The organism is Arsenophonus nasoniae (assembly GCF_004768525.1).
Taxonomy (GTDB): Bacteria; Pseudomonadota; Gammaproteobacteria; order Enterobacterales; family Enterobacteriaceae; genus Arsenophonus; species Arsenophonus nasoniae.
Map to the genome: position 1 here is coordinate 2,314,516 of NZ_CP038613.1, position 26,984 is coordinate 2,341,499.

Here is a 26,984-nt window from a genome sequence, read left to right on the forward strand (position 1 = left end):
CACTCGTTTCCTAATATTACACTACAAAAAAGAATCTAATATTAATCGCAAAATTAATTTAACCTCAAACAATATGGCAAAAGAAAATTGAATAATTCACGAGAATAATAGTGCCATACGGGTTGTTTTGGCTGAGTTAAAATACGGTTAACCGATAATATGGGCATTAAAGCATTAGTAATGATTACCTCATCACTATGTGCCAATATATTAGGATAGTCGCTGATATAGAAAAGTTCATAATCAGTATCAGATAAACAAGCAATAACCTGTTTGCGCATTACACCTTCAACACCAGCGTGATCTAAATTTGGCGTATATATTTGTTTACCTTTACGCAAAAAAATATTTGCTGCACAACATCCAATCAATATGCCATTAGTGTCCGTCACTATAGCTTCATCAACATTCAATAATTCAATTTGCTGTTTTATTAATATTTGCTCTAAGCGATTTAGATGTTTAATGCCTGCCAAATAAGGATTATTATTTACTGGTATGGTACTCAATGTTAAATCAATACCCGTTTGCTGTTGATTTAAATAAATAGCTGGATAATCAGTTAACGAAATAATGACTGTGGCTTTGTTGAAGCCCGCTATGCTATACCCTCGCCCACCTTCACCTCGACTAATAATAATTTTAATAACGGCTAAATCCTTTTTATTCAATTGCGCCATCTTGTTTATATCAGCAGTCAATTTTTGCCAATCAGGTGTAGGTAAAAGTAGTCGTTTAACCCCTTTTTGTAATCGATAAATGTGATGCGATAATAAGGCAGGTTGATGTCCAACCACCCGAATTGTTGTAAAACAGCCATCACCAAATTGAACAGCTCTATCCTCGACAGAAATATTATTTCGCTGCTCACCGTTAATCCAACATATCATCATGCTAACTTATTAACCAAACTGAATACCTACTATTTATCGCTACATTTTATGGGAAACTTACCATTTACATCAATAAAAAGGCCTCACCTTGACTTAGGTTGAGGCCTTTTTATAAGAAAATATCAATTAATTGACTTTACGAAAAATAATCGAGCCATTAGTGCCGCCAAAGCCAAAAGAATTGCATAATGCATACTGCATATCTTCAACTCTGCGAGCCTCTCCGGGTACGAAATCTAGATGGCCGTTGTCTACTAGTTCGAGTAATTTACTATCGAGATTTTCAAGGTTAATTGTTGGAGGAATAAGTTGATCTCTTAACGACAAAATCGTAAAGATAGCTTCAATTGCACCTGCCGCCCCTAATAAATGACCGGTCATCGATTTAGTCGAGCTAATCAATATGTTACTCGGTTCTGGATAAATCGATGTAACGGCACGTGCCTCAGCGATATCTCCTGCCAGTGTTGATGTACCATGAGCATTAATGTAACCTACTTTTTTTGCGTCTATACCTGCATCGTGTAATGCATTTGTCATGGCCAATGCTGCACCTTCACCATTCTCTGGTGGTGACGTCATATGATAGGCATCACTACTCATACCAAAACCAGCAAATTCAGCATAAATTTTAGCGCCTCGGGCTTTAGCATGTTCATACTCTTCCAACACCAAAATACCCGCTCCATCACCTAATACAAAACCATCTCGATCCTGATCCCAAGGGCGGCTTGCTCGCTCAGGTTCGTCGTTACGTCTTGATAAGGCTTTAAGAGAGCCAAATCCAGCTATTCCTAAAGATGTACTTGCTTTTTCTGCGCCACCTGCCAGCATGATATCAGCGTCACCATAAGCAATAATACGTGCGGCATGACCGATGTTATGTACCCCCGAAGTACAAGCGGTAGCAATAGAGATAGTAGGACCTTTAAAGCCATAAATAATACTTAAATGTCCAGCCACCATGTTGATAATGGTTGAAGGAACAAAAAAAGGACTTACTTTACGTGGGCCATCAGTCAGTAAATTATTACAGTTTTCCTGGATTAGGCCTAACCCACCAATGCCAGAGCCAATTGCCGCTCCAATACGATGCGCATTTTTTTCTGTGATTTCTATGTCTGCATCTTTGATAGCTTGTTTACCCGCTGCAAGCCCATATTGAATAAATAGATCCATCTTGCGCGCATCTTTGGCCGAAATACCATAATCGTCATGATTAAAATTTTTAACTAAACCGGCAAACTTGGTTGTATAGTTTTCAGTCATAAAATGCTCTATAAGGCAGATGCCACTCTGTCCAGCACATACAGCATTCCAAGATGATTCAACTGTGTTGCCGACAGGAGATAACATGCCGAGTCCAGTCACAACTACTCGACGCTTAGACACGTATATCCTCCAGAAAAAGAAATAAGTTTTGGTGAAAATATAGGCGGTCGATCGACCGCCTGAATATGTGCATAAAAGCTCTCTATAATTAAATTTACAGCTTATCCTTTATGACTATTGATATAATCAATAGCTGCTTGCACTGTCGTGATTTTTTCTGCTTCTTCATCAGGAATTTCGGTATCAAACTCTTCTTCTAATGCCATGACTAGTTCAACAGTGTCAAGAGAATCCGCACCTAAATCCTCAACGAATGAAGCATTATTTGTAACTTCCTCTTTTTTAACACCTAACTGTTCAGCAATTATTTTCTTAACACGTTCTTCTATATCTATAGTACTCATACTATTTAAATTCCTATTAAAACTCGCTTTCACGATGATTTTCGTAGTTTAGATACAGGAAAGGCACAACCCAATCCTGGCTATTCGAACCTGATTTCGCATTATTATATGCTATTTTAGCATTAATCATGCAAATGATTCATTGGTTTTTAAATCATACACATGCCACCATTGACATGTAATGTTTCACCCGTGATGTAAGCCGCCTCATCAGAAGCTAAGAATGCTACAGCACTGGCAATTTCTTTTGCATCACCGAGCCGCCCCACAGGAACATTAGCTAAAATGCCTGCTTGCTGTTCATCTGTCAATGCTCGAGTCATATCCGTTTCTATAAAACCAGGAGAAACAACATTCACTGTAATACCTCGGGTAGCCACTTCACGCGCTAACGATTTACTAAAAGCGATAACACCTGCTTTAGCCGCTGCATAATTTGCCTGTCCTATATTACCCAATGTGCCGATCACCGAACCAACAGATATGATGCGACCATAACGTTTTTTCATCATTGAACGCATTATAGCTTTGGATAAACTAAAGATCGAAGTTAAGTTTGTATCAATAACTTTGTTCCACTCTTCTTTTTTCATTCGCAGCAATAGATTATCACTGGTAATACCTGCATTATTGACTAAAATATCAATTTCACCAAATTCTTCACAAATTTTAGATAGAGTACTATCAATAGATTTAGTATCTGTCACATTCAAGACATAACCTTTGCCTTTATCACCAAGATAGCTACTAATCGCCTTAGCGCCTTCTTCGCTTGTAGCGGTACCAATTACTTTTGCACCACGTTCAGCCAGCAGCTCAGCTATTGATCGCCCGATACCACGACTTGCTCCAGTTACCAAGGCTATTTTTCCATCAAAACTCATGTTTTCCTCAATTATTTATCAATGCAGCGTTTAATGATGCCGTATCATTAATTGCTGCTGAATTAATCGTACTCACAATGCGCTTAGTTAAACCAGTCAATACTTTACCTGGCCCTATTTCTAATAATTGCACGATCCCTTGCTCCGCCATGAATTCGATGGTTTCAACCCAGCGTACAGGATTATACAGCTGCCTGACTAAAGCATGCCGAATACCCTCTACCGAATTTTCGATTTTAACATCGACATTATTTACAACAGTGATGTTAGGTTTATTAAACACAACTGCTTCTAATGCTTGTGCTAATTTCTTTGCTGCGGGCTGCATCAATGCACAATGTGAAGGTACACTGACAGCCAATGGCAAAGTACGTTTTGCCCCAGCAACTTTACATAAGACTGCCGCTCTCTCAACAGCACTCTTTTCGCCCGCAATGACAACCTGACCAGGCGAATTAAAATTAACAGCCGAAACAACTTGACCTTGTGCAGCTTGCTGGCACGATGCTAATACCGATTCATTATCTAAACCAATAATTGCATACATAGCACCCATCCCTGCCGGCACAGACTCTTGCATCAATTGCCCGCGTAGTTCTACTAATTTGACAGCGGACTTAAAATCGATGACATCGGCACAAACCAATGCAGAATATTCACCTAAACTATGGCCTGCCATAAGTTTAGGCATTTTGCTTTTTTTTTCCTGCCATACTCGAAAAATTGCCACAGATGCGGATAAAAGTGCTGGCTGCGTTTTCCAAGTTTTATTTAACTCCTCTTGCGAGCCATTCTGAACCAAATCCCATAAATCATATCCCAAGACATTAGAAGACTCAGCAAACGTTTTCTCTACTACAGCAAACTCTTTCGCTAAATCAGCTAACATGCCTAGAGATTGAGAACCTTGGCCAGGAAAGATCATTGCAAAATTAGACATTTTTATTTTCCTGTATAACTTAAAAACGGATCAGCGCTGAACCCCAAGTAAAACCGCCACCAAATGCTTCAAGTAATACCATTTGCCCTCGCTGAATACGGCCATCTCTGACAGCTTCATCAAATGCTGTCGGTACCGAAGCCGCTGAAGTATTACCATGTCTATCCAGAGTAATAACCACTTTATCAATTGGCATAGCCAATTTTTTTGCTGTTGCTTGAATTATCCGTAAATTAGCTTGATGAGGGACTAACCAATCTAATTTTGATTTATCTAGCGCATTTTTTTCTAATGTTTCATCCACAATATTAGCTAATTCATTCACCGCTACCTTAAAAACCTCATTACCCGCCATTGTCACATAAGTTGGTTCTGAGTGTTCACTATGCTCTTGATGACGTAAAGTTAGCAAATCACCGTAATTACCATTGGCATGTAAATGAGTTGACAAAATCCCTGGCTCTTGTGAACAGCCGACAACGATTGCACCCGCGGCATCACCAAATAAAATGAGTGTACTACGATCATTCGGATCTAATACTCTAGATAATATATCAGAACCGATAACTAATGCCTTCTTTGCCATGCCAGTTCTAATAAACTGATCACTAATACTTAATGCATAAGTGAAGCCAGCACATGCCGCAGCAACATCAAATGCGGCACAGTTTTGAATACCTAATATTTGCTGAATTTGGCAAGCTGCACTGGGAAAAGCATGAGTTGAAGAAGTCGTTGCTACAATGATTAAATCAATTTCATTAGCTGCGATGCCGGCCATTAGCAACGCTTTTTGCGCAGCTTTAGCCCCCATTGTAGATACGTTATCTTCTCCTGTTGCAATGCGGCGTTCTTTAATACCTGTACGGGTAGTTATCCATTCGTCAGAGGTATCTACCATTTTTTCTAAATCAGCATTCGTACGAATCTGTACAGGCAAATAACTGCCAGTACCTAAGATTTTTGTATACATTTTGCTTTAATCACTCTTGGGTAGTAAGGTATTCAAGCGAGTCGCAATTCTATTAGGAATTTGCTTTTCTACCGCCTGAATCGCCTGTTCAATTGCAGCCTTAAATGCTTTTTGGTTTGCCGCTCCATGACTTTTAATTACAATACCCTGTAATCCTAAAAGTGAAGCACCATTATATTGATCAGGATCCAGGTGCCCAAAACGTTTTGTAATACGTTTTTGTAACCAAGGTTTAATCAACTTCATCAGCCACGATGAGATCTTATTTTCTGTAGTTGAAGACTTTACTAAAGATAAAATAACGCGTATTACACCTTCCATTGTTTTCAACGTCACATTACCTGCGAAGCCGTCACAAACGAATACATCAGTTTTACCCGTCAATAACTCATTACCTTCTACATAACCAATATAATTTATAGAAGGTGTTGCTTTTAATATTGAGGCGGCTTCGCGGATATTATCTAAACCCTTACTTTCCTCTTCACCGATATTTAATAATGCTACACGTGGATTGCTTATATGTGCAATCTCTTCAGCCATTACTGATCCCATCACGGCAAATTGCACTAGCATTTGACTATTGCAGTTAACATTAGCACCTAAATCAAGTACAACAGTTTTACCTTGTTTTTGATTTGGCAAAATCGTTGTCAGCGCTGGCCTTTCAATACCATGTATTGTTTTCAATAGGAGTTTTGCTAACCCCATAAGCACAGCAGTATTTCCAGCACTAATACATGCTTGAGCCTGACCAGACTTCACTAATTCTAACGCAATCCGCATTGACGAACCTTTACTTTGTCTAATTGCTTGTAAGGGCTTCATATCATTAGCAATAGCATATTCTGCAGGTATAATTTGCAAACGATCACGCAGCTCAGCACGCTGATCTGCAAGCAGTGGGTTTAAAATCTCGGGAATACCGACCAGTAATAATCTTAATTGTGGGTTAGATGCAAGTGCCTGCAATGCAGCAGGCACAATGATATGAGGACCTTTGTCCCCACTCATCGCATCTAATGCTAAGATTAAATTAGCCAAGGCATTAATCGTTTAATAATTAACAACAATTATTTATTAATAACCTTGCGCCCACGGTAATAGCCATCAGCAGTCACATGATGACGCAAATGGGTTTCACCAGAAGTTTTATCTACTGACACTTCAGCAGTTGTCAATGCATCATGTGAGCGACGCATACCACGTTTAGAACGAGTGGGTTTATTTTGTTGTACGGCCATTGACCTTACTCCTTAAGTACTTTTTTTTAAACTAGCTAATACTGCAAAGGGATTTGGCTTTTCTGCCTCGTTAGGCAACTCACCAAAAACCATATCCGCGTCGGACACTTCACAGCGTTCAGAGTTATGAACCGGGATTACCGGCAAAGAGAGAATTATTTCATCTTCAATCATTGCTAGCAAATCTATTTCACCAAATTGATCAACAGTAATTGGCTCATACTCTTGGGGTAGTAACGCAATCCTCTCATCATCAATGACAGGACTAAAACAATAAGTTACATGAACATGATGGTTAAAATTTTTACCACAACGTTCGCATTTTAACGTGACATCAACATTAGAATCGCCTTTTATGACAACTAAATGTTGATTATCTATTGCAAACGATAGTTCACTAGTTACATCACTATCTATACTTACTACTGATTCTACAACACGCAGAACTTGTTCAGGTGAATAATATCCTGAATAATCCAATTTTTTTTGTGCTGCGCGAAGCGCATCAATCGTTAAGGGTAATTTTACCTTTTGCATAAGGCGCGCATATTATCTTTGTAATGAGACATAGTCAAAGGAAAAGGCTGCTTTTGCTTATTTTTCCATCAAACATTCGCTATTTAAGCTCTATTTAGTTTAAAATGTCTTACCTCATTTAGCTATGCATTTTAGATATTTTATGAAATCAATTGTATTGGCGTCAATGTCATCTTCACGCTATCAGCTGCTGGAAAAGTTAGGCTTACCATTTACTGCTGATGCTCCAAATATTGATGAAACCCCCTTAATCAACGAATCGGCAACTTCTCTCGTCACTCGTTTAGCCACTGAAAAAGCAAAATCATTAGCGATTAAATATCCAAACCATTTAATAATAGGTGCTGATCAAGTAGGTTTGCTAGACCATCAAATAATAGGAAAACCATTAACTCATACTGCGGCTATCAAACAACTTAAGCAAGCTTCTGGCAAAAAAATCACCTTCTATACCGGCCTTTGTTTATTTGATAGTGAAACTGGAAAATACAAGACCAAATGTGAACTTTTCACCGTCTATTTTCGCCATTTGAATGATACGGAAATTGAAAATTATCTGATAAAAGAACAACCTTATCAATGCGCGGGAGCCTTTATGTCAGAAGGGTTAGGCATTACATTATTTGAAAAACTTGTTGGACAGGATCCTAATACGTTAATCGGATTACCGTTAATTAGTTTAATCAATATGTTACGAGCTCACGGCATCAACCCTCTCAGTTAACGATATTACGACATACAAAAAGCAAACCGGTTGGTAAATTCAACCTGGTTTGCTAATTTGATTAGTTATGCACTATTCTATTGCTTACGTAATATTGCCAAACAGCTTTTAAGTTGTTGGTCTAAAGGGGCGTTAAAAGTTAATCTTTCCTCACTGGACGGATGGATAAGTATTAATGAACTCGCATGCAAAAAAAGTCGTTTCAAACCGGTAATCGCTAACTGTTGATCAAAATCGAGATCACCATAACGGTTATCACAGGCAATAGGATGCTTTGCATATTGTGCGTGTACCCTAATCTGATGAGTTCGCCCCGTTATTGGACTGGCTTTGACTAAAGTCGCATTAGAAAAACGTTCTTCAATTTTAAAATGGGTTTCTGAATATTTACCATCGGTACCAACTTTCACTATCCGTTCGCCACTTTGTAAAATATTTTTTAATAAAGGGGCCTGAATAACTTTAATATGCGACGGCCATTGCCCTTTTACCAGCGCAAGATACTGTTTTTGCATCTGTTTCAAACGCAACTGCTGATGTAATACCCTGAGCGCCGAACGTTTTTTAGCGATTAGTAAAACACCCGATGTTTCACGATCTAATCTATGTACAAGTTCCAAAAAACGTGCTTCAGGACGTAATATACGTAAAGCTTCAATAATACCAAAATTAACCCCACTACCACCATGAACAGCCATACCGGAAGGTTTATTTAAAACCAGCAAATGGTCATCTTCGTAAAGTATACAATCGGAAAGTGCGGCTACCTTATCCAATTTTGCCGAAATAACAGTCTGTTGCTTCTCTGCCTGCCGAACAGGTGGGATTCTAATTAAATCGCCCGCTTGAATTTTATATTCAGGTTTGATTCTACCGCTATTTATTCTTACTTCACCCTTGCGAATAATCCGGTAAATCATACTCTTAGGAACGCCTTTTAAACGTGTCAATAAAAAATTATCAATACGTTGGCCTGCTTCATCATTATCGATAGTAACAAATTGAACCTGATTCTGTATTTTCATTATTTAATTATAACATTTTGTTAACATTTGAGTTTGTTAAATAGTGTGACCGAATATTATGATACCTTGTTTCCGCCTTTTTTTCTTAAACTTTGTCAATTCCTTTGTCAAATGCAATTTTTTCACATTTTTCCCTATAAAAAAGCAATAAACAGCAAAAGTTATCTTGATATCTACCCATAAGCAATGGAATAATGGACAGTCGCCATAATGTTTATTAAAACAAGCGTTGGCGTAATTTGAGATCTATCTATTTTATTTTGATGACACATAAACGCAGCAATGGTGTAAGACGGTGTGTAAAATCAAAATAAATTATTGAATTGTGAACAAAGGTTTACTGGATTAGCTAAACTGTACATTGAACGAATAAATTCAGCAACAGTACTAATTTAAGAATGCATCATTTTATTTAAACGTAGCTTCACCGAAAAATTGCGTTTCAATACAACCGACAACCGCGAGGTTGACGATTTTGTAAAAGTCACGAAACCATCGGTCAACAGTAACCATTTTTAGTCGCAACTTTTTTGACTTAGTAGAATAATGAGTATTTATAATGAAAAGAATGTTAATTAACGCAACTCAACAAGAAGAGTTGCGCGTTGCTCTTGTTGATGGGCAACGTCTTTATGACCTAGATATTGAAAATCCCGGACACGAACAAAAAAAAGCAAATATTTACAAAGGCAAAATTACCCGTATAGAACCTAGTCTGGAAGCAGCATTTGTTGACTATGGATCAGAAAGGCACGGTTTTCTCCCAATTAAAGAAATAGCACGTGAATACTTCCCTAGTCATTATCAACCTCATGGTCGTCCTAACATAAAGGATGTTTTAAAAGAAGGCCAGGAAGTTATTATCCAGGTTGATAAAGAAGAACGAGGAAATAAAGGGGCTGCGCTAACCACTTTTATTAGTTTAGCGGGTAGTTATCTTGTTTTAATGCCAAATAACCCTCGCGCAGGTGGAATATCACGCCGGATTGAGGGTGAAGATCGCACAGAACTGAAAGAAGCATTATCTTCATTGGAAATACCCGATGGAATGGGCTTAATTGTCCGTACTGCTGGTGTTGGAAAATCAGCAGAAGCGTTGCAGCAAGATCTACAATATCGTCTCAAACATTGGCAAGCAATAAAAAAAGCAGCGGAAAACCGAGCCGCGCCTTTCCTGATTCATCAAGAAAGTAATGTAATTGTGCGAGCCTTTCGTGATTATCTGCGACCTGATATTGGTGAAATACTGATTGATAATGCGAAAATTGTCGACATGGCTCGCCATCATATTGAAGCGATTGGTCGTGGCGATTTTGCAAGTAAAATCAAATACTATAGCGGAGATGTTCCGCTTTTTAGCCACTATCAAATCGAGTCACAGATCGAGTCCGCTTTTCAACGTGAGGTTCGTTTACCATCCGGTGGTGCATTGGTTATTGACACCACTGAGGCATTAACTGCTATCGATATAAATTCATCACGTTCTACCCGTGGTGGCGATATTGAAGAAACCGCATTCAACACGAATTTAGAAGCCGCTGATGAAATTGCCCGTCAATTACGGTTACGGGATTTAGGTGGACTAATTGTTATCGATTTTATTGATATGACACCCGTTCGCCATCAGCGTGAAGTTGAAAACCGCCTGCGTGAAGCCGTACGCCAAGATCGAGCACGTATCCAAATCGCTCGAATATCACGATTTGGTCTCCTTGAAATGTCACGCCAACGTTTGAGTCCATCACTGGGTGAATCCAGTCATCACGTTTGTCCTCGCTGTAGCGGGACCGGAACAATCCGTGATAATGAATCACTTTCACTCTCTATTTTACGTTTAATCGAAGAAGAAGCATTAAAAGAAAATACCCATGAAGTACATGCGATTGTACCGGTACCCATTGCTTCTTATCTACTGAATGAAAAACGCCAATCTGTCAATGAAATTGAGCGTCGACAACATAATATACGTGTCATTATTGTTCCTAACGATCAGATGCAATCACCGCATTACAATGTGATTCGCATTCGTAAAGGTGAAGAAATTTCAGCATTAAGTTACTATCTCGCGCAATACCACGAAGCTGAAACCAATAATCTAATAGATGATGCTGCCGGTGAGAAAAAGTTACCTGAACAACCTGCTATTTCTACTTTTGCTCTCCAATCACAAGCAGATACAAAAAATGCCGTCGTTGCTAAGAGCAAATCAAGTAAACAGAGTAAATCAACTAACAAGCAGACTTCAAAAAGCCTATTTAGTCGAATTACCGTTTTCTTGAAAAAATTATTTATTGAATCACAACCCCCCATTGAAGAAACAGTAAAAAAATCGAAAAACAGCAATGACAAACGACGTAATAGTGAACGACGTAATAATCGTCGGCCAACTCAACGCCGTGAACAGAATGACAATATAGATAACCGCCAAAATCGTGGACATACCGATGATCTTCAAGCGCGTAAGAGTCGTAATCAGAAAAGTCAATTTAATGAAACTCAAGATAGCGCTGCACGTGAAACTCAACAACAGCGTCGCGAGCAGCGAGCTGAACGTCGGCGTCGTCAGGAAGAAAAACGACAGCAGCAACTTGAAACAAAGACCCAACAATTAGATAAAAAAGAGACTGAGACGGAAAAAACGGTCGTTGTCCCTCCCCGCCGTCAGCAGCGTCAACTGATGCAATCTGTGCGCATCACAAATAGCGTCACTGAACAACAAAAACGACCTACTGATAAAGAATATCAGGATATTAAGTTGCCGATTACAAATGGCGAAGACGCAGTGACTACTTTGTTAACTGCCGCACCTATTATGCCAAGTGAATCAACAGAGAAACAAAAAACAATAGATATACCGCAGGTCCCAGAACAGGCTGAACTTGAAGACGCATCCAGCAATTATACTCATGAACGACAAGACACGATCATTCCACGGCGATCAAGACGATCACCTCGTCACCTACGTGTTAGCGGACAACGACGTCGTCGCTACCGTGATGAACTTCAAGACAAATCATTAGTACCATTAAAAATGGCTGTTGCTTCTCCTGAATTATCTTCAGGTAAAGTCTGGATCCAGTATCCGATTAAATTAAATCAATCCCATGAAATGCCATCAAATAGCAAAAATGTGATGACAATTAGTGAAAAAACAACACCTTCTACTAACTCAATTGTCTGTAATGACATCATCGATAAGGTTGAAGCTAATGAAAAGACGGCGTCAATTAGTGAAATGGTTCAATCAACGGGAATAGTACCTTTGACTGACCAATCAACGATGTCTGAAAGCTCTCTACCGTCTGCGGAAGTATTGCTTATTCCCGTTAAGACTCAAGCTACTGAACAAAATGAAAAAGCTTGTCAACCACTTGATGAAACCAAAGTCATGCCTGAAAACAGTCCTAGTATTGCGGTAGAAAAGCGAGGACAAAGTGAAGGTGCCATAGAGCAGCGACAAAATGGTCAATCTGTTAATGATGAATTTTTTATAGGCGATGAGATTAAAAACGATGAACATTTAATCCATGAAATTAGTCAGGAAAAAATAGCCATCTCATCGGATGAAAATTTTAGCCATGCTGAGCCAAATATATCTTCTGTAACCGATGTTATTGCAAAAAAAACCAATAACTGTAAGGAAAAAACTGCCACGCTAAAATCAGGCAAAAAAACCGGCTTTTCCTTTGCTCCGACTACAAAGGCTCCGGCGCCAGAAGTTACTGAAAGCTATTTAGAAATTAAAGCTTATGTACGACCCGCAATGACTTTCCATGGCAAAAATGGTGCAGGTGGTCATGTTGCAACCAATGTTGCCACTTCCAAAATGTTTAAACCCAAATAATAATCAATGAAAAATGCCCGAATTCGGGCATTTTTCATTCTGAATTTTAATTAAAACTCACTTACGCACCTTTTTATCAAAGTCTTTTTAGTAGAATATATATTCCCTATTATTAAATCAGGAATAAATATGTCTCAATGGATTGTTTTTGGCACAGGCAAAGGTATTGGTTATTTTCTTGTGCAAGATGGCCTTCAGCAAGGTCATCAAGTGATCACTTTTATCCGCAATGTAAAATATAAAAACACAGCTAACACAGATTGGCGCGCAAGTTATTTTAGGAGATGTTTGCCAATATAACGCCATAAAAAATATTTTTGCTAATATTCCTAATAGCGGTATTATCTTTAGTACTATTGGCGCTAATAACTCCCTAACCGGCAATCTTAATATTTTCAAATCGGCCGAAATGTTAAATATTAAACGATTATTACTCGTGACCTCTGTCGGCTATGGTGATGGATGGAAATAACTCTCATCTTAGGCTAAAGCGTTTTTTGGTCTGTCAATTCGCCATAAATCGATGATAGAGAGCTAGCTAAAAACTAGTTCATTAACACCATCCTTAGGCCTGGTAGGTTACTTAATTTAGCTGCCTCAGGTAATCACCAACGGATTCAATTTTCCCAAATAGGCTAAGTTACACGGCAAGATATGGCTATAGAGCTGTCTAATATCGTTGAAAATAAGCTAACTTATCAACAAATCTATACAGTAATAGATCCAAATTTAAGTTTAATTATAAAATAACTGTTAACTAACCCCCTTTAGTAAAATAGTGTTATAGGGGGTAATTAAGTTTAGCCTGTTTTATTGGCTGCCGGTATCAGGGCGGGTTTTTAATTTTTGGGTTAACTCCCTCCGCTCTTTTGATAATTCGGCATTCTTAATATTATAATCATCGATACGATCTTCATAATCGCTACGCATATTAGCAATTATTGCTCTGATCTCTTCTATGGTCATGCCTTCTTTAATATATTCACTTAAATTATCCAACAGTAGAACTCGCTTCTGATTATCACGAATTTTTTTTTCATTATCCGCCAATTCACGTTTGATTTTATTTTTACGACGCAACATACGTACAAACTCCAGTACATTTTGGAATGACTGCTTATTTTTACTTGTCATTTCTTATACCTTTCAATAAAACATATGCATTATGAATAACAAACTATACGATACGGCGATTGACTGATTGAAACAAGCCAATTGCTAGGATTTTTACCCTGTTTTATTATTCTTGCGTTGATAATAAATTCACTCTTTTGCCTTTATTAATTTTCTGTTATCAACAATCCAAATTAAATTAACCCAATAATTACAAATAAGTAAAACCCTTAAGATTAACACCAATACAATAATAATTGATTGCAGAATGGTGATATTCAGTTCGATTATCCGTTAACAGATTATTATTGCGGTTAATTTAAATGCAAAATTGATCTCTAATGGGTTCATTAATGTGTAACTAAAAATAAGTCAACGCGTACAGCAAAAAAACATTCATTGTCAGATTAGAATATTTTAATATTATTAAACAATATATTGCGCTACATAAAATTGGGAAAATATTTTGGCCAATAAGCAAAAATCCTCATTTCTGTTTCATGATTATGAAACCTTTGGGCAGCATCCTGCTCTCGATCGACCGGCACAATTTGCTGGCATCAGGACTGACTCAAATTTCAACATTATCGAAGATCCACAAATTTTTTACTGTGCTCCTGCTGATGACTATCTTCCTCAACCGCAAGCAGTTATGATCACCGGTATTACGCCCCAATATGCAATTGCTCATGGCATAAATGAAGCTGAATTCGCTAAACGTATTCATGGTATATTTAGCATAGCCAATAGTTGTATTCTTGGTTACAACAATATTCGTTTTGATGATGAAGTCACTCGCCATATTTTCTATCGTAATTTTTATGATCCTTATGCTTATAGTTGGCAGCAAGGTAATTCACGTTGGGATTTACTGGATGTGTTACGCGCCTGCTATGCGTTACGTCCTGATGGTATTAATTGGCCTAGCAATGACGAGGGACTCCCCAGTTTTAAACTAGAACATTTAACCGTTGTAAACGGTATTGAGCATGCCAATGCACATGATGCAACAGCGGATGTTTTGGCGACTATCGAAATGGCAAAATTAATTAAGCAAGCACAGCCGAAAATGTTTGATTACTTCTTTCGATTAAGAAATAAAAATGAAGTTAAGCAATTAATTGATATCATTGCAATGACGCCGCTAGTTCATGTTTCTGGCATGTTTGGTGCAATACGAGCCAATACCAGTCTAATTGCCCCACTCGCTTGGCATCCCGAAAACCGTAATGCGATTATTGCCTGTGATCTAGCAGCAGATATTAGTCCACTGCTAACATTAGATAGTGATACACTCAGGCAACGTTTATATACGCCTAAGGACGAGTTAGCCGGTGAATTAGCCATTCCTATCAAACTGATACATATTAATAAATGTCCCATTCTGGCGCCTGCCAACACACTGCGGACCGCAGATGCACAGCGCATAGCACTTGATCTGGATGTTTGTCAGAATAATTTAGCCATATTGCGACAACATAGTGAAGTGCGAGATAAAGTTATTCGGCTTTTTACTGAGGCGCAACCTTTTCCTGCCGCAACTGACGTAGATGCTATGCTATATTCCGGTTTCTTTGGTGATAATGATCGTTCAACAATGGCCATTATCCGGCAAACTTTACCCCAAAATTTACCCGCATTAGATCTCAAATTTGACGATCCGCGCATGAGGCAACTTTTTTTCCGTTACCGGGCGCGAAACTATCCGGCCACCCTGACAGAACAAGAACAACTTGCCTGGTTACACCATCGTCGCGATAGGTTAACCTGCGAGAAAATAAGCCAATATCTGCAAACTATTGAGCAATTATTTGCCGAACATCAAGAAAATAAAGAGAAGTGCCAGCAACTAAAAGCGCTGGTAGATTATGCTAATCAGATCGCTAGTTAATTGTATTAATGCCAGACAATACAAAACTAGTTACCCAATGCAGTAAAGGCCAAATAATTGGCCTTTACTGCATAAAAACTATCAATAGCGTGTATTTTGTGATTACTAAGCGTCATTCATTTGTGGTAATGGTCGACGAAAACGGCGGGTGATAATTGCCATATAAAAAATACCAACTGCTGCCCATACCATCCCTAATAACATGGAAGTTTTCTCTAAATTAATCCAAAGCACAGATACGGTTAAAGCACCCATAATAGGTAAAATTAAGTAATTAAACTTATCCCGCCAAGTATGGCAACGACGCTCTCTAAAATAAAATTGCGAAATAACCGAAAGATTAACAAAGGTAAACGCAATTAATGCACCAAAATTAATCAGAGCTGTCGCAATTTCCATATCGAACCAAATTGCCGTTAATGCCAATATGCCAACTAAAATAACGTTAAAAGCTGGGGTTCGCCATGTTGGATGAACATAACCAAAAAAGCGTTCAGGGAAAACACCATCTCTCCCCATAACATACATGAGTCGCGAAACACCAGCATGGGCAGCCATGCCTGATGCTAAGACGGTTGCACAAGAAAAAACCAAAATAATAGACTGAAAAAGCGCACCAGCAACATATAACATAATTTCCGGTTGTGATTCGTCAGGTTTTTTAAAATGCGAAACATCAGGAAAATACATCTGTAAAAAATAAGAAACGCCAATAAAAATCAAACCACCAATTAATGCCGTCAAAAAAATTGCTTTTGGTATCACTTTTCCTGCATTTGGTGTTTCTTCCGATAGTGAACTGATGCCATCAAAGCCGAGAAATGAAAAACATAAAATCGTCGCCCCGGTGATCATCGGAATTAAATGTGCCTGTTCAGAGGTAAAAGGTCGCCATGACCAAATCTGGCCAGAGCCTTCGCCTTTAGATAATCCATGGATGAGAACCGCTAAAAAAACGAGCATTACGGCGATTTGAATAATAACAATAATAGTATTTAAATTAGCGACTAAATTGATACCACGTAGATTAAAAATAGTCATCAATACAACTAATCCGACAACAAAAATCCAGGGAGCAATGCCCGGGAAAATAGCTTCAAGATAAATTTTCGCTAACAATATATTAATCATCGGCATGAATAAGTAATCAAGCAAAGATGACCATCCCACCATGAAACCTATATGCGGATTCATGGATTTTTGCGCATAGGTATAAGCCGATCCCGCAGAAGGAAACCGTTTTACCAATTTGCCATAACTCAATGCGGTAAAAAGAATTGCAATCAAAGCAATAATATAAGAAGAGGGAACATGCCCATTAGTTTTTAATGACACTAAACCAAAAGTGTCAAAAACCGTCATTGGCTGCAGATAAGCTAGCCCCATCATGACAACCTGGATTAAAGTTAATGTCTTAACCAGTTGAGCACGATTATTTATCTCGGTTGGTTCTTTACTGAGAGCTAATGGGATATTATTTGACATGAGCAAAACCTCCCACAACTTCCGATTTTGTCTTGATATTATGACTTAATCGATAGTTATAAGGAAGACTTCGCTCACGCCTATAGGCTGAGAAAAAAGAGAAATGAGAGAATAAAGTATTTTCGAAGCAGAACGCTCCGTAGTCATTAATAATGCAGCAACCATGACCGATTGGCACAGGTGCAAAAATAGATAATTGCGCCATAATAGCATTCCTCACGACGGTAGTCTGCTCTAGTTTGACTACACGTTTTTTCTAACAGTTGTATCAACCCCGGCCAGTTTTCCGGCCTTATATAAAATTAAAGAAATCAGCTTAAAAATAAAAAAATAACTGATGCAATTATTGAGCATCAGTTATTTCTGATGGCGCATTGTGCCCTTCATCACATGAAATAGCAATATTTTTTTAATTTTTATTAAAAAATTAGTTAACTCTTAGCATGAGTATAGCTAGCTAATTTTTTTACTCAAAATGATTTTAAAAGTTATAATCTAAACCTAAATTATAGCGACGACCATCTAATAAGGCGTTATTATCGTTATCCACTAAACGTCTATCTAAAATATTATAAACCCCGGCTAATAAAGAAAGATTTTTGCTTAGTGCATAATTTATTCCCAGATCAATAAAGGTATAAGATGGCAATTGATTGGCCATCGATGAGCGAGAAAGGTATTGATTAGTTCTACCACGGAAATTTACCCGCGTCCAAGCTTCTAATTCACTTGTTGCCTGCCAGCTTAGCGATGCATTTGCCATATGTTTGGGCTTCTGACTAAAGGCTTGGCCTTTATAATTGCCACTTAGTTGTTCAGAATCGGAATAGGTATAATTAGCTGCTAGTGATAAATTATCCTCAATTTGCCAGTTAAATGTTGCCTCAATACCACGCAAGTTGGCCTTATCAACATTATCTCGGGTACTAATAAAATCATATTGACTACCATCGGGAATAATCGCATTACTACAAGCGGCTAATTTATCGCCACAAAGACGATATTCCATAATCTTATCTTTGAAATCAGTATTAAAAATCGTTACACCAATATTCAGATTATCCTGATTATTCCATAATATACCAATTTCCTGCCCGATACTTTTTTCCGGTTTTAGGTTAGGATTGCCAAGAATGATCCCTTTACTCGTTTGCCCGCCGCTTATTTGTCCCCAATTAGGCGCGACTTGACGTAAATCAGGTGAACGATATCCGGTCGACACGCCCCCTTTAAGTATCCATTGATCATTAATATGCCAAACACCATATAAGCGAGGAGTCCAATGTGAACCAAAATTCTCATCTTTATCCATACGAATGCCAGCTGTTAAGCTGAAATCACTAGTAATAGTCCATTCATCTTCACTAAATAACGCCCAACTCCAACGGGTTAATTTATTAAAATTGGCCGCTGTCGGTAATTGGTTACCTTGATCATGTAAATCTTCATAACGATACTGACCACCAATACTGAGCTTATGTGAATCTAAGTCAAATACTGTCTGATTTTTAAGTAAGCTATCATTATATTGCATCTTTCTACTTGGGTTATCTGATTCATCACGTTGGATAAATGTATCCATTGAACCCCACTGATAATTACCATTGTGCGTCAATGCATAGTTATTACGTCGATAAGTAGCATTATCATCTTCACATGATCGTTTAGTGCAAGCACGGCTTTTACCAATTGTTGAGTCACGTTGCTGTTCATCATGCTTTAAATCCAGATCAAAATTATTCTGCTCATCGGGGGTGAATGAAAATGTTACCCCAGCATTACTCATTAACTGTTTCTTATAACCACCTACAAACTTATCTTCATTACGTTGAGAATAAAGACCACTCGCTTTCATTCCCAACACGCCATCAATTAAGGGGCCGGCCAGATAAAAACTACCCTGACCCGCATTGCCAGAATGACTACGTTCAGCGATAGTTGTATCCGCTCGCAAACTACCATACCAAGTTTTACCTATTTTACGCGTTATAATGTTGATCACTCCGCCCATGGCATCGGAACCATAAAGTGAAGACATTGAACCACGCACAACTTCGATACGTTCAATCGCAACCAATGGCAGCAGCCAACCTTGTTCTATGCCAGAGCCATCACTATTCGGTCGAGTATTACGTGTATCTATCCGTTTGCCATCCACTAAAATCATGGTGTACTTTGCAGGCAGATCTTTTAATGCATCTGTCACATCACGATAAGCTTTATTTTCTAGTTGTTTTCGATCTATGACTGAAATAGATGCAGGCGCATCTTCAATTTTCTGCTGAAAACCGGATGCGGTAGTAACTATAATGGTGTCACTATCTTCAGCCGCATGACCGACAGTAGAAATAAATGCGATAATAATTAATGTTAATTTATTTTTATTAAAAAAATTCATTCCCTATTCTCCAAGAAATAGCAGGATTATTTATTAGCCAGAAAATTGATACAAACTCACATGCCAGTGAAATTAATTTCCCTGTCTTTTTTTATTAATTTTTATTTCACTCGAAAAAGCACAATCTAATTTGCAATTTCAATTAGAATAAATTGGCAACTAATCCATCGATTAATACTTGAGGAACACCTTGCGAACAGCGCTCAATGCGTCCAACGACACCATAAACATTAGCCAGATTTTCAGCTGTTATAACCTCTTCAGCCGCACCTTCGGCAACCAAACGACCCTCTTTTAACATTAATATATGTTCACCATGTCTTAAGGCAATATTAATATCGTGCACGACAACAAGAGGAATAATATCTCTGCGCTTGGTTTCTTTAGCCACTAAGTCCATAACATGAAATTGATAATTTAAATCCAGTGCACTCAATGGTTCATCAAGTAGCAATAATTTTGGTTGCCGAATAAGCGATTGAGCTAAACCCACTAGTTGCTTTTGTCCACCTGATAACTGATCCAGATAACACAATGCCAAATGCTCTATGCCTAATTGCCGTAGCAGTTTCATGATCTCTAATTGGCAGATCTGATGACACTCTCCGCCAGCAGCACGTTGGGCAACAATAATTGATTCCAGCACATGTAAATGAACACCAGCCGGTAATGATTGTGGCAAATAAACGACTTGTTTAGCACGTTGAGCAAAATTCATCGCCATCAGATCCTGCCCATCTAACCATAACTGGCCAGCAGCGCTATTTAATCCCGCTAAAGAACGTAATAGGGTAGATTTACCGCTACCATTTGGCCCAAGCAAAACAGTAATTTTTCCTTTAGGTAAAATACCGGTGAACAAATTTTGGATCACCGGACATTTAGGATAACCTGCATAAAATTGATTTATTTGTAATCCATTTATCATTAAATATTACCTCTATGACGCAGGATCATACTCAAGAAAAAAGGAACGCCGACCAATGAGGTTACAATGCCAACAGGTATAATGACGCTTGGAATAATATTCTTTGACGCAATGGAAGCCATCGATAAAACTAAAGCGCCAATTAAGGCACTGGCGGGTAAATAAAATCGATGATCTTCGCCAAACATCATGCGAGCAATATGGGGAGCAACTAAACCAATAAAAGCAATAGGGCCAACAAAAGCGACGGATAAAGCCGCCAACATGCTAATTCTTAATAATGTTGCCAAACGCAACCGACGAACATCAATACCAAAACTGATTGCGCGATCTTCTCCTAACCGTAACGCAGTTAATTTCCAGGCACTCATGATAGAAATGGGAAAAATAACCGCAAAAACGGTTGCCATAATCGCTAACTTAATCCAAGTTGCTTTTGCCAAACTCCCCATTGTCCAGAAGACTAATCCCTGTAAGGTATCCTCAGTGGCAATAAATTGCATCATCGAAACTAATGCATTAAAGGTAAACACTAATGCAATACCAAACAGTACCACACCAGAAGTTGCAATGCGTGTCCAACGGGTGATCGCATCCAACATTAATACCGCCAGTAAAGCAAAGATAAAGGCATTGACAGAAATAAACCATTGTTCAGAGATACCGGCAATACCAATGCCAGAAACGATGGCTAATGCGGCACCAAAAGAGGCGGCACTAGAAACACCTAATGTAAAAGGGCTGGCTAGCGGATTATTTAATATGGTCTGCATTTCAGCACCCGCCAGTCCAAGTGACATACCAACCATGACAGCCATTAATGCATAAGGTAAGCGAATATCCCAAACAATCACCTGAGTAGCGATATCAACACTAGCTGGTGAGATTAATGTTTGCCATAGCTTAGTTAAAGAAAGACCTGATGGTCCCAAGGTAAAATCAATGACTAAAGACAGCATAATTAACATAACAAGTGATGAAATCAATATAATTCGACGTTTCAATATATATTGATAATGCGCTTTAATATTGATACCATCATGGTTAGCTTGCTGCCTAATAACTGGCATAAGGTTCAGTGGTCATACTCATTGAAAGTAATTACCTGCTTTTTAATGAGTTTTGACTAACCCAATAGACACCCGTTGGCTCTATCGTTAAAAATTGACGATATAACTCTTTCATCGTGGTTTGCGGATCCAGATCGGCAAATTTATCTGGGTAGAACCATTTAGCAAAAATTTGAGTCGCAATAACGTTATAGGGCGAATTATAATAATTGTGCCAAATAGCATAGCTACGTCCATTTTTAACCGCTGAGAGCGTATTAATACCTTTGCGTTCAGTTATTGTGGTTAAACTGGTTATAGCCGCTTTCTCTGTTGATAAAGCACCTAATTGTACGCCTGCTTCTTTGCTGCCAGGCATCTTGGCCCCACTGGCAATATAAATTGCAGGATCATCAGCAATGACTTTCTCAAGGTTCATCATCCCTAATGGTCCAGGTAATGCATTTTTAGCGATATTTATTCCACCGGCGAGATCAATAAAATTGCCCATATTACCATTCCCCGCTGTACCACAGCAGTCTTCGGAGGAACCCGCTCTCAATTCAATGAAAACAGTCGGTTTTTTATCGTTAGGGATTTTATTGGTAATATCCGTTACTAGCTTAAGATTTTTTTGATAGAAATTGGCGTATTTTTCAGCCTGTTGCTCCCGCTGCAACGCCTTACCCAATAAACGAATACTCGGTAAAGTATTTTTCAGTGGCTCACTACGAAAATCAACAAAAATAACCGGCACGCCGGCCTTTTCTAGTTGCATAACCAATTCACTATTTTTGCCCGGGCCGTGTCCAGATAGGCCAAAAATAGCGATATCAGGATTTAGTGTTAGTACTTTTTCCGCACTAACACTTTCGGCACTGGTATTACCAATTAAAGGAATTTTGTCAATTTCTGGAAATTTAGCTTTATAGACAGCATAAGATTGCGGATCAAGTTTACGAAAATCACCTTGCCAACCTACAATACGTGCTAAAGGTTTATTTCCTTCCAGTAAAGCAATAGCATGAAATAAGCGCCCTTCTCCCAACAGAATGCGATTTACTTTATCTGGTACCTGAACAGTGCGGCCCGCTACATCAGTAACCGTTACTGACCATGCTGCAAACGATGTCATTAATGTTATACCCGCTAATAAACAGCTATCAACGCCCTTGCTAATAAGACTGTACGCAAACTTCACTTGATTGCCTCTCCATTCAACTGATCCCATTTGCGCGTAACAATAAAGCAAATAATAATTATTATCAATACGATTATTACTAACGTTACTTTTTTTTATTTGTTTTTTGACCTAGGTAAAAATTAACGCTCAACACACGCATAAAATGCGTGTGTCTTTATAGAAAATAGAGAGGATTATTGACAATTACTTGTTTAGATTTTGATCATATTCAGGAAAATCCATCTGCCGGTAGTGAACAAAATGGGTTTTCTTGATCAGTTTATAACCAAACCATATAACAAGAAATAGAGGAATACCAATATAGGTAGCAATCACACCATACCAATCAATCTTGTCCGCTAAAAATGCCTGATAATTTTGGCCTAATGTAATGACTAAACAGAGAACAAAAGCAAAAATAGGGCCAATTGGAAAAAAGCCTGAACGGTAAGGCAATTTATTCAAATCATAGCCTTGTAACATATAACCTTTACGAAAACGATAATGGCTGATAGCAATCCCTAACCAGGCAATAAATCCGGTCATACCTGAAGTATTCAGTAACCATAAGTAAACAACTTGATTACCAAACATTGAACTTAAAAAACAGAGTGCTGCCACGACGGTAGTCGCAATCAAAGCATAGCGAGGAACCCCTCCCGGTGATAAGTGGGAAAAGATTTTTGGCGCCTTTCCTTCTTTGGCCAAGGTATATAGCATTCGGGTAGAAGCATACATCCCTGAATTACCAGCGGATAATACTGCCGTTAAAATAACCGCGTTCATGACAGCCGCAGCGGATAATAATCCTGCATTTTCAAAAACCAAAGTAAAAGGACTGACACTAATATCACCGACATCATTACGCAACAAGCGTGGATCCATATATGGGATAATTAAACTGATCACCAAGATAGCAAAAACATAAAATAACAAAATCCGCCAAAATACTTGGCGTACCGCTTTAGGAATATTTCTACCCGGATCTTTAGATTCGCCAGCAGCAATACCAATTAATTCCGTACCCTGAAAAGAAAAACCGACGATCATAGCAACCCCAATCATTGCTGAGAAACCCCCAACAAAAGGTGCTTCCCCAATCTGCCAGTTATGCCAGTTATGCCAGTTATGCCAGTTATGCCAGTTATGCCAGTTATGCCAGTTATGCCAGTTATGCCAGCCAGTATTTTCTGCTCCGCGGAAAATACCAATAATCATTAATACGCCAACTACAATAAAAATAATGACGGTAATGACTTTAATTAAAGAAAACCAATACTCTGCCTCACCAAATCCTTTAACAGAAATATAATTAAGCATAAAAATAATAAACAGAAAAATTGCGCTCCAAATCCAGCCATCAATCTCCGGAAACCAATATCCCATAACTAGTTGAGCGGCAACTAAGTCAACAGCTATAGTGACCGCCCAGTTATACCAATAGTTCCAGCCAAGAGCGAAACCAAAACCTTCATCGACATATCGCGAACCATAAGTAGAAAACGAGCCGGAAACGGGTAAATAAGCCGCAAGCTCACCTAAACTGGTCATTAAAAAATAAACCATTAACCCAATAATAATATAAGATAATAAAGCACCACCTGGACCCGCTTGCGCTACTGTTGCACCAGAAGCAACAAATAATCCGGTACCAATAGAGCCGCCAATAGCTATCATTGTCAAATGACGTGCTTTTAGTTCTCGACGCAATTTTGTTGTCGCGCCCTGTGATGTCTGTGTTGATTGTTCTGACATTAATGACCTTTTATTTAACGTGGATCTTAACGCCAGTGATTGTAACAGATAGTGTTAGCAGGAATAAGCAACGATTGTCAGTTATAAGATACCTTCATAATTGACAGATAATTATTAGTTTTGCGCAGGATCTTATTTTTAAAAATTTCATTGAAAATATTCTAACAAATGTAATAACGCCTTAGATAAATGTTTATTTTGATGATGAATTAAACATAATGTCCGTGAAAGTTCAAGTTCATCAATATTTAATGCAACCAATGCGCCATTTTTTAATTGTTCCTTTATAGTGAGATATGATAAACAACTTATTCCCATACCATTCATGACAGCATGCTTAATGGCTTCAGAATTATTAAATTCAATTAAAATATTGCACTGGCTTAGTTTACTCAACAACAGTTGATCAACAATATTACGGGTTCCTGAACCGCTTTCACGCAAAATCCAATTCTCATTTTCGAGTTCCTGTTGTTTTAATTGACGACCTACCAGTGGATTATTCGGCGAACAGAATACCACCAGCTGATCTTTTTTCCATGGTATAGTAATCAATTCTGGTTCATAACAGCTGCCTTCAATTAAACCTAAATCAACCTTGAATTCGAGTACCGCTTTAATCACTTCCTCAGTATTATTTATTGATAATTCAAAAGGGATAGTAGGATTATCATGACGATAATGTATCAACTTCGCGGGCAAAATATAATTACCAATCGTCGTACTTGCCGCCAGTTTTACCGCTGCTAATCCTTTTTTTGCAATCTGTTCAACTTCTGTTGCCTGTTCAAGTAATGCTAATACTTTTGGATATAATAACCGACCATATTCATTAGTTACTAAACGTTTACCAATCCGATCAAATAACTGTATCTCAAGTTGAAACTCCAAATCTGTTAAAGCCGCACTCACCGCCGATTGTGATAATGCCAATGATTGAGCAGCTTGGATTGTTGAGCCACATTGCAAAATTGCAATAAAAACTTCAAGTTGTCTAAAGGTTATTCGCATAACAATGCTCGCTTTATTAATTAACCATATAAGCCAAACTACCATAACAATCTTGCCAAACATTAATATACCACTTTTACTAATTAATAATATAAAAATTATCTATTTTAAAGATATACGCTATTGATATATGCTTATAACAGAGTGAAATAGTGCATATTGCATAAACCAATGGTTAAAAATATTATGACAACACGAATAAAGCATAAAAATTTCAAATATATACCAGGATTATTATTAACAGGCTTTCTAACTACTCTTGCCGTTTTTCTAGGTAATAAAGAATGGTTTGCAAATATTGGTTTAAGTGCTCTAAGCCTGGCGATCCTGTTGGGTATTGTGATTGGAAATACCGTTTATTTTGCCGTAAAACCCTCTTGTGACGAAGGGATTAAATTCGCTAAACACTATTTATTAAGAACAGGGATTATTTTGTACGGTTTTCGTTTAACATTTCAACAAATTATGGAGGTTGGTACGATTGGCATTATGACTGATGTTATTATGCTAACTTCCCATTCTTAATTGCACTGTTAATTGGTAAATATTTTTTAAAGTTAGATAGCCAGACCACCATATTAATTGGCGCCGGTAGTAGCATTTGTGGAGCTGCTGCAGTTTTAGCAACAGAATCTGTCATTAAAACTTCGGCAGATAAAGTTACCATTGCGATTGCAACCGTAGTTATTTTTGGTACCTTAGCTATTTTTATCTATCCATGGTTTTATCATCTAAATCAAATTTATCACTGGTTTTTACTTGATCCGGCTCAGTTTGGTATCTTTGTTGGTTCTACTGTGCATGGAAGTCGCTCAAGTGGTTGCTACTGGCCATGCAATCAGCCCTGAAGCAGAAAATAGTGCAGTGATCAGTAAAATGATCCGCGTTATGATGTTAGCACCATTTTTATTAATATTATCAGCTTATCTAAATCGCAAAATGATAACTAGCAATTTATCCCACTCAAAACCCACTATTGTGATCCCTTGGTTTGCAATATTTTTTATTATCATTGCGTACATAAACTCTTTTCATTTATTGCCACAAATTTTAGTTCAATTCATTATTACTCTTGATACTATTCTATTATCTATGGCGATGGCTGCACTTGGATTAACCACCCATATTAGTGCAATTCGACAGGCAGGGATCAAACCACTCGTTATGGCTATGTGCCTTTTTGGCTGGCTAACTATTGGTGGCCTATTTATCAATTCATCAATGCAATCGATTTTTCACTAACATCCGATAGTAATTTGTTTTTTTCTCCCTTGCCGATAGGGACAGAAATTATTAATAGCTAAATGACTTAAGGCTATACATTTCATTTCTAAGCCAAAAGTGCCATAATTAAAATAAAATCAGGAGAAA

General features: G+C 38.1%; 23 protein-coding genes and 1 pseudogene. 5 read left to right on the forward strand and 19 right to left on the reverse strand.

From position 1 onward, the window contains the following. Positions 1 to 53: 53 nt before the first annotated feature. The 9 genes from pabC to yceD all read right to left on the reverse strand — a co-directional run bounded on the left by pabC (position 54) and on the right by yceD (position 7,207). Positions 54 to 893: an aminodeoxychorismate lyase gene (gene pabC, locus ArsFIN_RS11565; RefSeq protein ID WP_338023277.1), complete on the reverse strand. Its 840-nt coding sequence runs from the start codon at positions 891 to 893 to the stop codon at positions 54 to 56. Positions 894 to 1,019: 126 nt separating this feature from the next. Beyond that, positions 1,020 to 2,285: a beta-ketoacyl-ACP synthase II gene (gene fabF, locus ArsFIN_RS11570; protein ID WP_026822214.1), complete on the reverse strand. Its 1,266-nt coding sequence runs from the start codon at positions 2,283 to 2,285 to the stop codon at positions 1,020 to 1,022. 101 nt (positions 2,286 to 2,386) lie between these two features. After that, positions 2,387 to 2,629, reverse strand: coding sequence for an acyl carrier protein (acpP, locus tag ArsFIN_RS11575; RefSeq protein WP_026822215.1), 243 nt, complete (start codon positions 2,627 to 2,629; stop codon positions 2,387 to 2,389). A 149-nt stretch (positions 2,630 to 2,778) separates the two neighbouring features. After that, positions 2,779 to 3,513, reverse strand: a complete 735-nt coding sequence (fabG, locus tag ArsFIN_RS11580; RefSeq protein WP_026822216.1) for a 3-oxoacyl-ACP reductase FabG — start codon at positions 3,511 to 3,513, stop codon at positions 2,779 to 2,781. A 7-nt stretch (positions 3,514 to 3,520) separates the two neighbouring features. Continuing rightward, the gene (gene fabD, locus ArsFIN_RS11585) at positions 3,521 to 4,453 is read right to left on the reverse strand and encodes an ACP S-malonyltransferase (protein WP_026822217.1); all 933 of its coding nucleotides are present in this window, start codon (positions 4,451 to 4,453) and stop codon (positions 3,521 to 3,523) included. A 19-nt stretch (positions 4,454 to 4,472) separates the two neighbouring features. After that, positions 4,473 to 5,426, reverse strand: a complete 954-nt coding sequence (locus tag ArsFIN_RS11590) for a beta-ketoacyl-ACP synthase III (protein WP_026822218.1) — start codon at positions 5,424 to 5,426, stop codon at positions 4,473 to 4,475. A gap of 6 nt (positions 5,427 to 5,432) precedes the next feature. Continuing rightward, positions 5,433 to 6,470 (reverse strand): phosphate acyltransferase PlsX, encoded by a 1,038-nt coding sequence (plsX, locus tag ArsFIN_RS11595; RefSeq protein WP_026822219.1) that lies wholly within the window; start codon positions 6,468 to 6,470, stop codon positions 5,433 to 5,435. 29 nt (positions 6,471 to 6,499) lie between these two features. Then, complete coding sequence (gene rpmF / locus ArsFIN_RS11600) at positions 6,500 to 6,670, reverse strand: 50S ribosomal protein L32 (RefSeq protein ID WP_026822220.1); 171 nt, start codon at positions 6,668 to 6,670, stop codon at positions 6,500 to 6,502. 12 nt (positions 6,671 to 6,682) lie between these two features. Further along, positions 6,683 to 7,207 carry a 23S rRNA accumulation protein YceD gene (gene yceD, locus ArsFIN_RS11605; protein WP_026822221.1) on the reverse strand — a complete coding sequence of 175 codons (525 nt, stop codon included), beginning with the start codon at positions 7,205 to 7,207 and terminating at the stop codon, positions 6,683 to 6,685. Between the two features lie 142 nt (positions 7,208 to 7,349). On the opposite strand from yceD, the gene ArsFIN_RS11610 reads away from it, so the two are divergent. Continuing rightward, positions 7,350 to 7,931 (forward strand): Maf family protein, encoded by a 582-nt coding sequence (locus ArsFIN_RS11610; RefSeq protein ID WP_026822222.1) that lies wholly within the window; start codon positions 7,350 to 7,352, stop codon positions 7,929 to 7,931. A 77-nt stretch (positions 7,932 to 8,008) separates the two neighbouring features. Here ArsFIN_RS11610 and rluC read toward each other — a convergent pair whose 3' ends face one another. After that, positions 8,009 to 8,956: a 23S rRNA pseudouridine(955/2504/2580) synthase RluC gene (gene rluC / locus ArsFIN_RS11615; protein WP_026822223.1), complete on the reverse strand. Its 948-nt coding sequence runs from the start codon at positions 8,954 to 8,956 to the stop codon at positions 8,009 to 8,011. A gap of 559 nt (positions 8,957 to 9,515) precedes the next feature. Between rluC and rne the strand changes: the two genes are divergently transcribed. Further along, on the forward strand, positions 9,516 to 12,800 hold the full coding sequence (gene rne, locus ArsFIN_RS11620) for a ribonuclease E (RefSeq protein ID WP_026822224.1): 3,285 nt from the start codon (positions 9,516 to 9,518) through the stop codon (positions 12,798 to 12,800). A gap of 129 nt (positions 12,801 to 12,929) precedes the next feature. Continuing rightward, the gene (locus tag ArsFIN_RS26365) at positions 12,930 to 13,100 is read left to right on the forward strand and encodes a hypothetical protein (protein ID WP_155846974.1); all 171 of its coding nucleotides are present in this window, start codon (positions 12,930 to 12,932) and stop codon (positions 13,098 to 13,100) included. 510 nt (positions 13,101 to 13,610) lie between these two features. Here the strand turns inward: ArsFIN_RS26365 and tmaR are convergent. Next, a complete protein-coding gene (gene tmaR, locus ArsFIN_RS11625) occupies positions 13,611 to 13,934 on the reverse strand; it encodes a PTS system regulator TmaR (RefSeq protein WP_026822225.1) in 324 nt (107 codons plus the stop codon). Positions 13,935 to 14,376: 442 nt separating this feature from the next. Between tmaR and sbcB the strand changes: the two genes are divergently transcribed. Continuing rightward, on the forward strand, positions 14,377 to 15,804 hold the full coding sequence (gene sbcB / locus ArsFIN_RS11630; protein ID WP_135677737.1) for an exodeoxyribonuclease I: 1,428 nt from the start codon (positions 14,377 to 14,379) through the stop codon (positions 15,802 to 15,804). A 105-nt stretch (positions 15,805 to 15,909) separates the two neighbouring features. Here sbcB and ArsFIN_RS11635 read toward each other — a convergent pair whose 3' ends face one another. The 8 genes from ArsFIN_RS11635 to ArsFIN_RS11670 all read right to left on the reverse strand — a co-directional run bounded on the left by ArsFIN_RS11635 (position 15,910) and on the right by ArsFIN_RS11670 (position 25,613). Beyond that, the gene (locus tag ArsFIN_RS11635; RefSeq protein WP_026822227.1) at positions 15,910 to 17,289 is read right to left on the reverse strand and encodes an APC family permease; all 1,380 of its coding nucleotides are present in this window, start codon (positions 17,287 to 17,289) and stop codon (positions 15,910 to 15,912) included. Then, on the reverse strand, positions 17,279 to 17,494 hold the full coding sequence (locus ArsFIN_RS11640; protein WP_026822228.1) for a hypothetical protein: 216 nt from the start codon (positions 17,492 to 17,494) through the stop codon (positions 17,279 to 17,281). Before ArsFIN_RS11640 ends, ArsFIN_RS11635 begins: the two co-directional genes overlap by 11 nt. Positions 17,495 to 17,770: 276 nt before the next feature. After that, positions 17,771 to 19,687: a ligand-gated channel protein gene (locus tag ArsFIN_RS11645; RefSeq protein WP_026822229.1), complete on the reverse strand. Its 1,917-nt coding sequence runs from the start codon at positions 19,685 to 19,687 to the stop codon at positions 17,771 to 17,773. 142 nt (positions 19,688 to 19,829) lie between these two features. Then, entirely contained in the window at positions 19,830 to 20,615 is a 786-nt protein-coding gene (locus ArsFIN_RS11650) for an ABC transporter ATP-binding protein (protein ID WP_026822230.1), read from the reverse strand. Beyond that, on the reverse strand, positions 20,615 to 21,685 hold the full coding sequence (locus ArsFIN_RS11655) for a FecCD family ABC transporter permease (protein WP_051296952.1): 1,071 nt from the start codon (positions 21,683 to 21,685) through the stop codon (positions 20,615 to 20,617). Before ArsFIN_RS11655 ends, ArsFIN_RS11650 begins: the two co-directional genes overlap by 1 nt. A gap of 31 nt (positions 21,686 to 21,716) precedes the next feature. After that, complete coding sequence (locus ArsFIN_RS11660; RefSeq protein ID WP_406929855.1) at positions 21,717 to 22,799, reverse strand: ABC transporter substrate-binding protein; 1,083 nt, start codon at positions 22,797 to 22,799, stop codon at positions 21,717 to 21,719. Between the two features lie 252 nt (positions 22,800 to 23,051). Then, positions 23,052 to 24,602, reverse strand: coding sequence for an amino acid permease (locus ArsFIN_RS11665; protein WP_135677739.1), 1,551 nt, complete (start codon positions 24,600 to 24,602; stop codon positions 23,052 to 23,054). 147 nt (positions 24,603 to 24,749) lie between these two features. Then, entirely contained in the window at positions 24,750 to 25,613 is an 864-nt protein-coding gene (locus tag ArsFIN_RS11670) for a LysR family transcriptional regulator (protein ID WP_026822234.1), read from the reverse strand. A gap of 171 nt (positions 25,614 to 25,784) precedes the next feature. On the opposite strand from ArsFIN_RS11670, the pseudogene ArsFIN_RS11675 reads away from it, so the two are divergent. Beyond that, positions 25,785 to 26,855: pseudogene (locus ArsFIN_RS11675) on the forward strand (YeiH family protein). Positions 26,856 to 26,984 lie beyond the last annotated feature (129 nt).